This is a genomic window from Streptomyces daghestanicus (genome assembly GCF_020521275.1).
Taxonomy (GTDB): domain Bacteria; phylum Actinomycetota; class Actinomycetes; order Streptomycetales; family Streptomycetaceae; genus Streptomyces; species Streptomyces griseoviridis.
Genome location: NZ_BNDX01000014.1, coordinates 13,324 through 26,280, shown reverse-complemented (window position 1 = coordinate 26,280; position 12,957 = coordinate 13,324). Strand labels below are relative to the sequence as shown.

Genomic DNA, 12,957 nt, shown 5'->3' with positions numbered 1-12,957 from the left:
CGGCCTACCACATCCCGCTCTCCGCTCTCCGAGGAGCCGACCGTGCGACAGTCCACCCTTGCGCTGAGGATCACCTACCGGGTGTCCTTCTCCTTCTCCCTGCGCCTGAACTGCGAGCTGTCCTACCGGACGGACGACCCGCTCGCCGTCACGCTGCTCATCGGCAGAACGGGCCTGCGCCCGGTGCGCTGGGTCTTCGGCCGTGACCTGCTGGCCGAGGGCATGGCCGCCCGCTGTGGTGACGGTGAGGTGGTGATCTGGCCGTCCCGCGCCGACGGTGACGGACCGGCCCACTTCTGCCTGCGGATCGGCGACGCGCGTACCGCGCTGTTCGAGATACCGGCCGCACCGGTCGCCGCATGGCTCGACGGCACCTACGCCATGGTGCCCCGCGGCACGGAGCTGGAAGGAGCCGACTGGAACCGGCTGCTCCAGCTCGCGGAGTGAGCGCCCGGCAGGGCCGTCACTTCACCGACCCGGCCATCACCCCCTGCACGAAGTGCCGCTGGAAGGCGAAGAAGACCACCAGGGGCACCACCAGGGACAGGAACGCGCCCGGCGCGAGGACGTCGATGTTGCTGCCGAACTGCCGGATCTGGGACTGGAGCGCCACCGTCAGCGGCTGCGCGGAACTGTTCGCGAACAGCAGCGCCACCAGCATGTCGTTCCACACCCACAGGAACTGGAAGATGGCCAGCGACGCGATGGCCGGCTTGCCCACCGGCAGGATCAGCTGCGCGAAGATCCGCCACTCGCCGCCGCCGTCCATCCGGGCCGCCTCCAGCATCTCCTTGGGCAGCTCGGCGAAGTAGTTGCGCAGCAGGAACACCGCGAACGGCAGCCCGTAGGCGACGTGGAAGAGGATGACACCGGGAATGGTGCCGAACAGGCCCAGCTGCCCGAAGAGCTTGGCGACCGGCAGCAGACCGATCTGCACCGGCACCACCAGCAGCGCCACCACGACGAGGAACACCGCGTCGCGGCCCGGGAACTCCAGCCATGCGAAGGCGTACCCGGCGAGTGACGCGACGACCACGACCAGCACGGTCGTCGGCACCGAGATCAGCACCGTGTTCCACAGCGCCCGCGTCATGCCGGTGTTCTCCAGCAGCGCCGTGTAGTTGTCGAAGGAGAGCTGCCCGGGGCTGCTCAGCGCCGTCCACCAGCCGCCCTTCGCGGTGTCCTCGGACGACCGCAGCGACGACAGGAACAGGCCGGCCAGCGGGGTGAGCCAGACGAGGGCGACGAGGACGAGGAAGGCCTGGACGAGCCCCTTGCCCAGCAGGCGTCGTACGGCGGTCATCGCTGACTCCTTCGGAAACGGCGGACGTTGAACACCATGGCGGGGACCACGAGCAGCAGCAGCAGGACACCCAGCGCGCTGCCCATGCCCTGGTCGTTGCCGCCGCCGAAGGACACCAGCCACATCTGCGTCGCGAGCACGGTGGCGTCCTCCTGCACCGGGCCGGGCGCGATGATGTAGACGAGGTCGAAGACCTTCAGCACATTGATGACCAGGGTCACGAACACCACGGTGAGCACCGGCGCGAGCAGCGGGACGGTGATCCGGCGGAAGATCTGCCACTCGTTGGCGCCGTCCATCCGCGCCGCCTCCAGCGCGTCGCGCGGCAGGGTGGCGAGGCCCGCGCCGATCAGGACCATCGCGAACCCGGTCCAGATCCACAGGTACGCGCCGATGATGGCGGGGGTGACGAGGGCCGGCCCGAGCCAGGAGATCCCGTCGTAGGGCGGGGCGAAGTTCGCCGCGGGCAGGGTCAGCGTGTACCGGCCGGGGTCGAGGCCGGTGAAGGCGAAGGAGCCGTCCGGCGCGGTGGTCGCGGTGGCCGCGGTCCGCCCGTCCTGGACCGCCCGTACGGTCATGCCGGGCAGGCCGCGCTCCTCGGCGTCGACCTGGCCGGGGGCGCCCTTGCCGCCGGGCGCGAAGTCGAGGTAGGCGACGCCGCGCAGCTCACCGGGGGCGGCGCCGCGGGCGGCGGCCGCACCGGCCCGCTTCGTGCCGGCGGGGAGGTCCTTGGGCAGGACACCGACGAAGGGCAGGGTCACCGTGTCGCCGGGGGAGACGGTCCGCGCCGTACGGTACGAGCCGTCACCGGCGTGGGTGAGGCCCTGGCCGTCGCGGGCGCGGGCGGTCGGGTAGGGCGAGGTGCCCGCGAAGGCGTCGTGCACGGCGACGGCCGCCGCGTTGAGCACGCCCTTGTCGGGGTCCTCGTCGTAGGCGAGCCGGAAGATGATGCCGGCGGCGAGGAAGGAGACCGCCATGGGCAGGAACAGCAGCGTCTTGAACGCGGTGGCCCAGCGGACCTTCTCCACCAGCACGGCCAGGATCAGTCCGAGGCCGGTGAGCAGGACCGGGGCGACCACGACCCAGACCACCGTGTTGCGGATGGCCTTCAGGGTCGCGGGGTCCCGGACCATCTCGGTGTAGTTGTCCACGCCGATGAAGCGCGTGCCGGAGGCGTCGAAGAAGCTGCGGCCGACGGAGAACAGGACCGGGTACACGACCAGCGCGCCCAGCAGGAGCAGCGCGGGCAGCACGAAGAGCAGGGCGACGGCCCGGCCGCGCCGCCGGGACCGGCCGCCGGGGGCGGTGCCGGGCCGCGGCGGGGCGGGGGGCCGGGCGTCCTTGACGAGGGTGTCGGTCATCGCCGGTCAGCCCTTGTACGCCTTGGCCGCGGCCTGCTCCAGTGCGGCGGCCGTGGCCTTCGGGTCGGACGGGTCGCGCAGGAAGTCCTGGAGGATCTTCCACTCGCCGGTGCCCTTGGTGCCGCCGAAGGCCGCCGGTGCCTGGTCGGACATGTCGAAGCGGACGGTGTCGCCCGCGGCGACCAGGGACTTCGCGGTGGCCCGGGTGACGTCGTCGGCGTAGGCGCCCGGGTCGACCTGCTTGTTGGGGGAGAGGAAGCCGCCCGCGCCGGCCCACACCTCGGCGGCCTCCGGGGTGGCCAGGTACTCCACCAGCGCCAGCCCGGCCTCGCGCTGCTTGCCGTCCTTGAGGACGACCGCGGCGTCACCGCCGCTGACCACCGGCGCCGGGCCGCCGTCGACGGCGGGGAAGGGGAAGAAGTCGGCGTCCTCGCCGATGGTCCGCTGGTACTGGTCCTTGGCCACCCCGGCGACGAAGTCACCCTCGTAGACCATGCCCGCCTCGGGCTCCGGGCCGAACACCTTCTCCACCGAGCCGGGGAAGTCGGTGTTCAGCGCGCCCTTCTGCCCGCCGGCGATGAGCTGCTTGTCCTTGAACAGGGTGCCGAGGGTGGTGAGGGCCTTCACCACGCTCGGGTCGGTCCACTTCAGCTCGTGCGCGGCGAGCGCGTCGTACTTCTCGGGCCCGGCCTGTGAGAGGTAGACGTTCTCGAACCAGTCGGTGAGGGTCCAGCCGTCCTGCCCGGCCACGGCGAAAGCGGTGAGTCCGGAGTCGGAGACGGTGTGCCCGGCCGTCAGCATCTCCTCCCAGGTGGCGGGCGCCTCGACACCGGCCTGGGCCAGGGACTCGGGGTCGTACCAGACCGTCGACTTGTGGGCGGCCTTGAAATACAGGCCGTACAGCGTGCCGTCGACGCTGCCGTACTCCTTCCACACCTTCGCGAACCCGGCGTCGACGTTCTTCTCCACGTCCGCGCCGAGCGGCTGCAGCCAGCCGGCCTCCGCGAACTGCCGCAACACCCCGACCTGCGGGACCATCACCACGTCGGGCGCGTCCCCGCCCTCGATCTTGCTGCCGACCACCGTGGAGACGTTGTCACCGGTGGAGACGAACTCGGTCTTCGCGCCGGTCTTCGCGGTGAAGGCGTCCAGCACCTTCTGGAAGTTCTCCTGCTCGCTGCCGGACCAGACACCGGCGACGGTGACCGTCCGGCCGTCCAGGCTCTTGTCACCACCGCCGGCGGCGACCGGCTCGCCGCCGCCGCAGGCGGTCGCGCCGAGCGCGAGGACGAGGGCGGTGCAGCCGGTGAGCAGGGTGGAGCGTCGCATCATCATCGATGGCCTTTCCATGGGGTGTGCGGGGACGTACGTCAGTCGTGGGTGCCGTCGGTGATCCACCAGGCGGCGGTCGAACCGGCGAGGACACCGGGCGGGCAGGGGCCGCTGGTGAGCAGCGGCTCCCCGGCGACCGGGGCGGGTGTGGGCGCGGTGCCGAAGTTGACCGCGCAGACCAGGCCGTCGCCGCGGGAGAAGGCGAGGATGCCGGGCGGGGTGTCCAGCCAGCGCAGCGTGCCGTCGCCCAACTGGGGCAGACTCGACCGCAGTTGGAGACCGTCACGGTAGAGGTGCCAGAACGAGCGGGTGTCCGCGAGGGCCCGGTCGGTGGCGTGCTCGGCGAACCACTCCGGCTGCGGCAGCCACGGCTTGACGTCCGCCGCCTCCTGGGTGAAGCCGAACGGCGAGGCCTGCCCCGACCAGGGCAGCGGTACCCGGCAGCCGTCCCGGATGCGGGCCCGGCTGCCGGTGCGGCGGAAGATCGGGTCGGTGAGGACGTCGTCGGGCAGGTCGACGACCTCCGGCAGCCCCAGCTCCTCGCCCTGGTAGATGTACGCGGCCCCGGGCAGCGCCAGCATCAGCAGCGCCGCGGCGCGGGCCCGGGCGGCGCCCAGTCCGCTGCCCTCGGGGGCGGGTTCGCCGTAGCGGGTGACGGTGCGGACCTGGTCGTGGTTGTTGAGGACCCAGGTGACGGTGGAGCCGGTGCCGGCGATGTCCTGGATCGCCTCGGAGATCACCTTGCGGAAGGCGTCCACGTCCCAGGGCGCGCTGAGCAGGTCGAAGAAGAACGCCTGGTGGAGTTCGTCGGGGCGGACGTACCGGGCGTGCTCGCGGGCGGTGGGCACGGAGACCTCGCCGACCAGGAGGCGCTCGCGGCCGTCGCGGGCGGTGTACTCCTCGCAGACGGCCCGCCAGTGCCGCCACACGTCGTGCACCTCGGGCTGGTTCCAGGCGAGCGGGTTGACCGAGTCGCGGGTGCGGGCGTCGGCCTCCGGGTCGGGGGAGTCCGGCAGTCCGGGGTGCTTGAACAGGCCGGCGGCCACGTCGATGCGGAAGCCGTCGACGCCCCGGTCCAGCCAGAACCGCAGCACCTGGTCGAAGTAGGCCGGGACCTCGGGGTTGCGCCAGTTCCAGTCGGGCTGCTCCGGCGTGAACATGTGCAGGTACCACTGGCCGGGGCTGCCGTCGGCCTCGGTGACCCGGCTCCAGGCGGGCCCGCCGAACATGGCGTGCCAGTTGTTGGGCGGCTCGGACCCGTCCGGCCCCCGTCCGTCGGCGAAGTGGAAGCGGGCGCGGGCGGCACTGCCGGGCGGCGCTGCCAGCGCCTCGCGGAAGGACGGGTGCTCGCTGGAGCAGTGGTTGGGCACGATGTCGAGCAGGACACGGATACCCAGCCGGCGGGCCGCCGCCACCAGCAGGTCGAACTCGCCGAGGTCGCCGAAGACCGGGTCCACGTCGCGGTAGTCGGCGACGTCGTAGCCGTGGTCGTGCTGCGGCGAGGGGTAGAACGGGCTCAGCCAGATGCCGTCGACCCCCAGTTTCTTGAGGTACGGAAGGCCGGCCCGGACGCCGGCCAGGTCGCCGATGCCGTCGCCCGTGCTGTCGAGGAAGCTGCGGACGTAGACCTGGTAGATCACCGCGTCGCGCCACCAGTGGCGCGCGTCGTTGCGCTGGGAAATCACCCCATGTGCCTGTCTGTGAGGCGTGGTTGTTATGCATGCATGTTAGGTAGCGATGACGCGCGCGTGTCAATGGCTTGAACAGGGAAATGCCCCGACGTGCATACCTAACGCGTAAGTAGGGAGATCAGCGCTCGGCGACCGCGGCCAGCTCCGCGGCCAGCCGCCGTACCGCCGCGTCCGGGGACAGCCGGCCGGTCAGGGCGTCCTGCGCGACCGCCTGCACCACCAGGCTCACCTGGTCGTAGCGCGGGCTCTTGGGCCGCGGCGCGGCCGACAGGACCGCGTCGCGCAGCACCGGCAGGTACGGGAACCGCCGCACCAGGCCGGGGTCCTCGTACAGCGCGGCCCGCACCGGCGGCAGGGCGCCTTGGGTGAGGACCCGGCGCTGCACCGGCGTGCTCGTCAGGTACGCGATCAGCCGCTGCGCCGAGTCGGGATGCCGGGCGTGCGCGGCCACGGCCAGGTTGGACCCGCCGAGCACACTGGTGCCCGGCCCGTCCGGCCCCGGCAGCCGGACGACGCCCACGTCCCCCGCGACCGCCGAACCGGGGGAGTCCGCGGCGACGTACGCGTAGGGCCAGTTGCGCAGGAAGAGCAGGTGCCCGTCCTCGAAGGCCCGCTTGGACTCCTCCTCCGTGTACGACAGCGCCGCGCGCGGTATCCAGCCCTCGCGCACGCCCCGGGCGAGGAAGGCGATGCCCTCGCGGGCGGCCGGGGAGTCCGCGGTGACCCGCCCGCCGTCGTCGTCCAGGAGGGTGCCGCCCGCCGAGTACACCGCCTCCGCGGTGTTCACCGTCAGCCCCTCGTACGGCAGCAACTGCCCCGCGTAACCGTCGAGTCCGTACTCCGGCGCCACCGTCGCCGCGGCCCGCTCCAGCTCGGCCCAGGTGCGCGGCGCGGACAGTCCCGCGCGCGCGAGGACGTCCTTGCGGTACAGCAGCAGCCCCGCGTTGGTGACGTACGGCACGGCGTACAGCCGGCCCTCGTATGTGGCCGTGTCGACGACCGGCGGAAGGAACCCGTCCAGCGGGAAACGCTCCCGGGACAGCGGCCGGACCCACCCCGCGGCGGCGAACCGCGAGGTCCAGCCGACATCGATGTTGAGCACGTCGAACCGGCCGCCGCCGGCGCCGCGCAGATCCGTCTCCATCTGCTCACGGGTCTCGTCGGCGGAGTCCGGCAGTTCGACCAGGGTCACCTTCTCCGCCGGGTGGGCGCGGTTCCACCGCGCCAGCAACGGACCCAGGTACCCGGTCAGGTCACCGGCGGTCGCCAGGGTCAGCGGACCCCGGCCGGCCCCGGCCCCCTCGGCCCGCGTACCGGCGGAGACATAACCGGACAGGAGCACCAGCAGGACCAGCAGAACCCGGCCGGAGGCGCGCGTCCTTCCCATGCGCCCCTCCCGTTCCACAGCACCGGGCCCCTTCGCCACGACGCCACCAGCATGTATACCTGTTAGGCATGCGCGATACTAGGGGCTACGGCCCGGCGGACATCCGGCGCACCCGCCCGTGGTCGCCCGGCCCGCCGGACCGACACGGAGACGAGGTGGAGAGCGCAAGTGCGGCTGCCTCTCCTGGCCCTGCTGGCCCAAGGCCCCGCCCACGGCTACGAGCTGAAGCAGGATCTTGAACAACTGCTGGGCGCGGCATACCCTCAGCCGAACATCGGCCAGATCTACGTCACCCTCGGTCGCCTGGAGAAGTCGGGGCTCATCGACGGCGAGGAAGTGGAGCAGTCCGGCCGGCCCAACAAGAAGACCTACCACCTGACCGACGCCGGCCGCGAGGCGGTGCAGGCCTGGTTCGAGGAGACCTCGGAGGAGCCGCGGGTCAGGGACGAGTTCTTCATGAAGCTCGCCCTCGCCCCGCGCACCGGGCTCGCCGACCGGATCGCCCTCATCAACAAGCAGCGGCGCCAGTACCTGAACACCATGCGCTCCCTGTCGAAGCTCGCCGCCGCGGAAGACCGCGACAACCGCGTCTCCCAGCTGCTGATCGAGGGCGCCATGCTGCACCTCCAGGCCGACCTGGACTGGCTGGAGCGGTGCCAGGAGGAATGGGAGAGACCGCAGTGAGCGAGGACGCCGTCCCCCTTCTGCACGCCGAGGGGCTCGTCAAGACCCACCACGGCCAGGGCGCGCCCGCGCACGCCGTGCGCGGGGTCGACCTCACCGTGCGGCGCGGCGAGTTCGTCGCCGTCACCGGCCCCTCCGGCGCCGGCAAGTCGACCCTGCTCCACCTGCTCGCCGGCCTCCAGCGGCCCGACGCCGGGCACATACGCCTGGACGGCGCCCGCACGGAGGAGTACGACGAGGCCCGCTGGGCGGTGGAACGCCGCACCCGCATCGGCCTCGTCTTCCAGTTCTTCAACCTCGTCTCCGACCTCAGCGTCGCGGACAACGTCGAACTGCCCGCCCTGCTCGCCGGCACCCCGGCCCGCCGGGCCCGCGCCCGCCGCGCCGAACTCCTCGCCGAACTCGGCCTGGACGGCAAGGAACGCAACATGCCGGGCGAGCTGTCCGGCGGCGAACAGCAGCGCGTCGCCCTCGCCCGCGCCCTGGTCAACCAGCCCGACCTGCTGCTCGCCGACGAGCCCGCCGGCAGCCTCGACAGCCGCGGCACCCGCGAGGTCACCCGGCTCCTGACCCGCTTCCACGCCCGCGGCCAGACCATCGTCCTCGTCACCCACGACGCCCGCCTGGCCAGCGCCGCGGACCGGGTCATCAGCTTCTTCGACGGCCGGATCGTGGACGACGCCGTCCTGAGCGCCGGCCCGCTGCGCGCCCCCGGCGCCTCGGGCGTGCTCCGGCTGAGGGACTGACGGGTGGACCACCGGGGTACGGCCGGCCCGCGGACCGGCGGGCACGAGAGAGGACGGTGACGGGGTGCGGGCCATCCTGCGCTGGGCACGGGCCGACTTCCACCGGCACCGCGGACAGGCGCTCTTCCACGTCCTCGCCACCGGGGGCATCGTCGCCTCCCTGCTGCTGGCGACGGCCCTGTTCGCCTACGCCACCAACCCGTGGCAGCGGATCTTCACCCGCTCGAACGGCGCCCACGTCACCCTCCACACCGACACCTCCGCCGACCCCCGCCGGCTCGCCGGCCTGGACGGCGTCGACACCGTCTCCGGCCCCTACCCCACGGAGTCGGTGACCCTCGCCACCCACGGCGTCCGCGCCTCCGCCGAACTGCGCGGCACGCCCGCACCGCCGGCGGTGGGCCGCCCCCTGCTCACCGCCGGCCGCTGGCCGCGCCCCGCCCAGCCCGACGGCGTGGTCCTGGAGAGCGGCCTCGCCCGCGCCCTGCTGGCCGGACCCGGCGACACCCTCACCCTGCCCGGCACCGCCCGGACCCTCACCGTCACCGGAGTCGCCGACAGCGCCGGACCCGGCTACGCGCCCGGGGAGCGGCCCGGCACGGTCTGGGCGCTCCCGGACGCCCTGCGCGCCCCCGACGGCCAGGTCACCGACCTGCGGCTGACCGACCCGGACGGCACCGACTACGCCGTCCAGCGGGCGGTCACCGTCCTCGGCGCCGGCACCGTCGGCGAGGTGACGACGTGGCAGCAGGCCCGCTCCCGGGCCCAGGGCGACGACCGGCTGCTCGGCCAGGTGCTCGGCCTGTTCGGCCTGGCCGCGCTCGCCGCCGCCTGTCTCGCCGTGCACGGCGCGATCGGCACCCGCGTCCGGGGCCACCTGCGTGACATCGCGGTCCTCAAGGCGATCGGCTTCACCCCCGGCCAGGTCGTCGGCGTCTTCGTGCTCCAGCACCTCGTCCAGGCGGTGCTGGGCGCCGTCGGCGCGGCCCTGCTCGTCACCGGCACCGGCAGCCGCCTGCCCGGCCGCCTCGGGGAGGCGCTCACCGTCTGGCAGGGCCTGCCGTCGCACACGGCCGGCCTGCTCGCCGTGGTGGCGGGCACCGTGCTGTTCATCGGTGTCGCCACGGCGCGGGCCGCGCTGCGCGCCGGCCGCGTGCCGGCCGTGCCCTCCTCCCCGCAGGTCACGCACCCGGGCGCCGCGCTGTCCCCCCTCGTCCGCTCGGCACTCGGCCGGGGACTGCCGCCCGCCCTGCTCCTCGGGGCGCACCGCGTCGCGGCCCGCCGGGGCCGCTCCCTGGCCACCCTGGGCCGGCTGGCCCTGCCCCTGCTGCTGATCGTCGTGGCCATGAGCGCCTGGACCACCATCGACCGCCTCCACGACCACCCCGAACAGGCGGGCCGCGCCGCCGCGCTGCGCGCGCAGGGCGACGGCCTGGGCCCCGCCGAGGTCCGCGCACTCCTCGGTCGCGACCCGCGCGTCATCGCCGTCTACCCGGGCGTCGAGCTGAGCGCCCTGGTACCGGGCCAGACCGCCACCATCGCCCTGCGCGGCGTCGGCACCCGCCAGGAGCCCTACCCGTACGCGCTCGCCGAGGGACGCCCGCCGCGCGGACCCCGCGAGGCGGTGGCCGGCCAAGGTCTCCTCGACCTCCTCCAGATACGCGTCGGCGACTGGGTGCGGATGACGGTCGGTGCCCGCCCGCAGATCCTGCACATCGTGGGCCGCGCCATCGAACCGGAGAACTCGGGCCGGGTCGTCTCCACCGCCCTGGACAGCCTGCGCGTCGACGCCACCGCGACCCGCCCCACCCGTTACGACGTACGGCTCGTCCCGGGCGCCGACGCCGACGCGGTCGCCGCCCGCCTCACCGCCCTGGCGGACGGCCGCCTCGACGTGCACACCGTGGCCAACCCCGTCGACGGGCTCGCCCCGCTGCGCCAGGTCGTCGCCGGGCTGATCGCGGTCCTCGCCTTCATCGGGCTGGTCGAACTGCTCACCGCGATCGGCGCCGCCGTCCGCGAGGGACGCCAGGACGTACTCGCCCTCCAGGCCCTCGGACTGTCGCCCCGTCAGGTCATCGCGTCGTTCACCGTGGCCGTGCTGTGCACCTGTCTGGCCGCCGTCGGCATCGCCCTCGCGGCGGGGCTGCCGGCCGCCCGGTGGCTGATCGACGCGCAGGCCCGCGCGACCGGCGTCGGCGGCGGGCTCGCCCACGTGCCGCCGGCCGGCCCGCTGGCGGTGTTCGCGCTGACCGCGGTGGCCGGCGCCGCCGTCCTCGCCACGCTCTCCGCCGCCCGCACGGTGCGCCGCCACCGCCCCGACCCGGTGCGCTGACCTTCCCTCAGACGGGCAACACCCCCGGCCGGGAGAGAAGTTGTTCGACAGTGCACTGCTTCTGCTTGATAGTGCATGGTCAGGCGCTTGAACACGGGTGCGCGCTCCGGAAGCTGTGATGATCGGAGCCGAGTGAAGAGCGCGCCGTCCGACCCGAACGGCACGGCCCGGGACGCGGGCCTCGTGGGTCGCGCGCTCGTTCCGCGCAGTCGCGCCCTCGACAAGGAGTTCCATGCCTGCTGACAATGACGAAGTGCGCCCTGTCCCGGGAGTCGTCGTACAGGCCGACGACCTTCTCACCCGGGACGGGACGGCCGCCTTCCTGGAGGCGGACGACCGGGTCAAGCTGCTGCCGGCCGAGGATCTCGCCGACGCCGACATCCTGATCGTCCTGACGGCCGCGGTGACCGGCAAGACGCTCTCCGCGATGAGCCGGGCCGGCCAGATCTCCGGCGGCCGGCTCCGGATCGTCCTCGTCGCGGACAACATCAACGAACAGCAGCTCGCCCTCGCGGTCAATCACGGCCTGGTCAGCTTCCTGGTACGCCCCTACACCAGTTTCAGCCAGATCGCGGCGGCGGCCGTCGAAGCCCACCACGGACGCGCGGTGCTCCCTCCACTGCTGACGAACATGCTGCTCGACCGGATGCGCACCATGCAGCGGACCGACAGCCACTCCGGCCTGCTCCCCGTGGAGTTGTCCCAGCGCGAGGTCGACGTGCTCCAGCTGCTCGCCGAGGGCATGGACACCGTCGAGATCGCCAACAAGCTCAGCTACTCGGAGCGCCTGATCAAAAGCGTCATCCAGTCGGTGACCAAGCGACTGGAACTGCGCAACCGCACCCACGCCGTCGCCTACGCCATCCGCATGGGCATCCTCTGACCTCCTGCGCCGTGTCGAGAAGGGTACGAGTGATGTGCGTCCGTGCAGGCCCGTCCGGGCCGGTCCGCGCCACTGCCGGGCGCTCCCTAGGATCTCCGCGTAGGCGTCGGCCGATGAGCGGTCACCTATCCGTTCCACCGGGGAAGGCACCGGGAAAGGCACCGGGAAAGACATGGGGATGAACCACCGCGAGCCGGGGGCCGGCCACTCCGACGCGCACGCCGGGGCACCGGGCGGAGAGGCGGTGTGGGAGAGCGAACTTCCCTGGGAGTTCCCGGCGCCCGACGACACCGCGGCCACCACGGTCATGCCTCCCGTCCCCGCTCCGGCTCCCGTCGCCGCGGACACCGCCCCCGCACCGGCGGCCCCCGTCGAGCCGGCCGTCGAGGAGGCGCCGCTCGTCGCCCGGCCACCGGCCCGGCGGCCCGGCGGGCGGCGGTCCCGGAACGCCACCGGTGAGCGCCCCGTTTCCCGCGGCCATCTCGCCAAGCCGATCCTGGCGGGCGCGGGCGTCCTCAGCGCCCTGTTCCTGCTGGGCCCCCACCTCCTGAACGACGACGCGCCGTCCAGGGCCGTGCAGGCCGGCGCGGAGGACATCGACCCGGAGATCGCGCCCGCCACCGGCACCCCCGAGGACCCCGCCGCGACACCCGCCCCGACGGCCGCCGGCGCCCCGCGCGGCACCGTCGGCAGCGGCGCCGGACACGACCGCATCGCCGAAGTGGCGGCGGCCGTGCCCACCGGGTCGGGGAGCCCCGTCGCCGCCACCGGCAGGGCCCACGCCCCGGCCGGCGCCACCACCACCAGGAGCGCGACCCCCCGCGCCACCACCGGCTCCAGCGCGCCCCCGCGACAGCAGCAGCAGTGGACGAGCACCGCCATCGACGGCACCAGCGTGCTGGAGCCCGGACAGAGCTGGTCCACCAACCGGATCGTCCTCGCCTTCCAGGGCGACGGCAACCTGGTCCTCTACGACCGCCAGGGCACCCCGCTGTGGTGGTCGGGCACCGCCGGACAGGGCGGCGTCAAGGCCGTCTTCCAGGCGGACGGCAACCTCGCCGTGTACGCCGGGGACGCGCGGACCGTGTGGTCCTCGCGCACCGACGGCCACGACGGCTCCCGGCTGGTGCTGCGCGCCGACGGGAACATGGTGATCGAGTACGGCGGCACGGTGCTGTGGTCCACCGGTACCGCCATGTGACGCCCCCTCAGGACGCCGGCCCGTCAGCTGCCCT

The 12,957-nt window shown here is 73.4% G+C and carries 11 protein-coding genes; 6 read left to right on the top strand and 5 right to left on the bottom strand.

Translation table 11 applies throughout. From position 1 onward, the window contains the following. The first annotated feature begins 42 nt into the window (after nt 1–42). Nucleotides 43–447, top strand: a complete 405-nt coding sequence (locus Sdagh_RS25600; protein ID WP_190011833.1) for an SsgA family sporulation/cell division regulator — start codon at nt 43–45, stop codon at nt 445–447. Nucleotides 448–463: 16 nt separating this feature from the next. On the opposite strand, the gene Sdagh_RS25595 is transcribed toward Sdagh_RS25600, so the two are convergent. The 5 genes from Sdagh_RS25595 to Sdagh_RS25575 form a co-directional block, all read right to left on the bottom strand. Continuing rightward, nucleotides 464–1,303, bottom strand: coding sequence for a carbohydrate ABC transporter permease (locus Sdagh_RS25595; RefSeq protein ID WP_190078765.1), 840 nt, complete (start codon nt 1,301–1,303; stop codon nt 464–466). Further along, nucleotides 1,300–2,664: a carbohydrate ABC transporter permease gene (locus tag Sdagh_RS25590; RefSeq protein ID WP_190011835.1), complete on the bottom strand. Its 1,365-nt coding sequence runs from the start codon at nt 2,662–2,664 to the stop codon at nt 1,300–1,302. The genes Sdagh_RS25595 and Sdagh_RS25590 overlap by 4 nt, the downstream gene beginning before the upstream one ends. Before the next feature lie 6 nt (nt 2,665–2,670). Beyond that, nucleotides 2,671–3,999: an ABC transporter substrate-binding protein gene (locus Sdagh_RS25585; RefSeq protein WP_189422253.1), complete on the bottom strand. Its 1,329-nt coding sequence runs from the start codon at nt 3,997–3,999 to the stop codon at nt 2,671–2,673. Between the two features lie 35 nt (nt 4,000–4,034). Beyond that, nucleotides 4,035–5,681, bottom strand: coding sequence for a glycoside hydrolase family 13 protein (locus Sdagh_RS25580; protein WP_226535786.1), 1,647 nt, complete (start codon nt 5,679–5,681; stop codon nt 4,035–4,037). A 124-nt stretch (nt 5,682–5,805) separates the two neighbouring features. Continuing rightward, nucleotides 5,806–7,074, bottom strand: a complete 1,269-nt coding sequence (locus tag Sdagh_RS25575; protein WP_190011836.1) for an ABC transporter substrate-binding protein — start codon at nt 7,072–7,074, stop codon at nt 5,806–5,808. A 168-nt stretch (nt 7,075–7,242) separates the two neighbouring features. Between Sdagh_RS25575 and Sdagh_RS25570 the strand changes: the two genes are divergently transcribed. The 5 genes from Sdagh_RS25570 to Sdagh_RS25550 all read left to right on the top strand — a co-directional run bounded on the left by Sdagh_RS25570 (nt 7,243) and on the right by Sdagh_RS25550 (nt 12,923). Beyond that, a complete protein-coding gene (locus Sdagh_RS25570) occupies nt 7,243–7,758 on the top strand; it encodes a PadR family transcriptional regulator (RefSeq protein WP_189422250.1) in 516 nt (171 codons plus the stop codon). Next, nucleotides 7,740–8,504: an ABC transporter ATP-binding protein gene (locus Sdagh_RS25565; protein ID WP_370594935.1), complete on the top strand. Its 765-nt coding sequence runs from the start codon at nt 7,740–7,742 to the stop codon at nt 8,502–8,504. Before Sdagh_RS25570 ends, Sdagh_RS25565 begins: the two co-directional genes overlap by 19 nt. A gap of 64 nt (nt 8,505–8,568) precedes the next feature. Continuing rightward, nucleotides 8,569–10,839 carry an ABC transporter permease gene (locus Sdagh_RS25560; protein ID WP_190078242.1) on the top strand — a complete coding sequence of 757 codons (2,271 nt, stop codon included), beginning with the start codon at nt 8,569–8,571 and terminating at the stop codon, nt 10,837–10,839. 232 nt (nt 10,840–11,071) lie between these two features. Next, on the top strand, nt 11,072–11,722 hold the full coding sequence (locus Sdagh_RS25555; protein WP_189422248.1) for a helix-turn-helix transcriptional regulator: 651 nt from the start codon (nt 11,072–11,074) through the stop codon (nt 11,720–11,722). Nucleotides 11,723–11,900: 178 nt separating this feature from the next. After that, complete coding sequence (locus Sdagh_RS25550; protein WP_190078241.1) at nt 11,901–12,923, top strand: hypothetical protein; 1,023 nt, start codon at nt 11,901–11,903, stop codon at nt 12,921–12,923. Nucleotides 12,924–12,957: the final 34 nt, after the last annotated feature.

What these genes read in the sequence shown, in the direction of transcription:
- Sdagh_RS25575 (WP_190011836.1), bottom strand. Translation starts at nt 7,074, where the DNA reads ATGGGAAGGACGCGCGCCTCCGGCCGGGTTCTGCTGGTCCTGCTGGTG.
- Sdagh_RS25590 (WP_190011835.1), bottom strand. Translation starts at nt 2,664, where the DNA reads ATGACCGACACCCTCGTCAAGGACGCCCGGCCCCCCGCCCCGCCGCGG.
- Sdagh_RS25585 (WP_189422253.1), bottom strand. Translation starts at nt 3,999, where the DNA reads ATGATGATGCGACGCTCCACCCTGCTCACCGGCTGCACCGCCCTCGTC.
- Sdagh_RS25550 (WP_190078241.1), top strand. Translation starts at nt 11,901, where the DNA reads ATGAACCACCGCGAGCCGGGGGCCGGCCACTCCGACGCGCACGCCGGG.
- Sdagh_RS25595 (WP_190078765.1), bottom strand. Translation starts at nt 1,303, where the DNA reads ATGACCGCCGTACGACGCCTGCTGGGCAAGGGGCTCGTCCAGGCCTTC.
- Sdagh_RS25555 (WP_189422248.1), top strand. Translation starts at nt 11,072, where the DNA reads ATGCCTGCTGACAATGACGAAGTGCGCCCTGTCCCGGGAGTCGTCGTA.
- Sdagh_RS25565 (WP_370594935.1), top strand. Translation starts at nt 7,740, where the DNA reads ATGGGAGAGACCGCAGTGAGCGAGGACGCCGTCCCCCTTCTGCACGCC.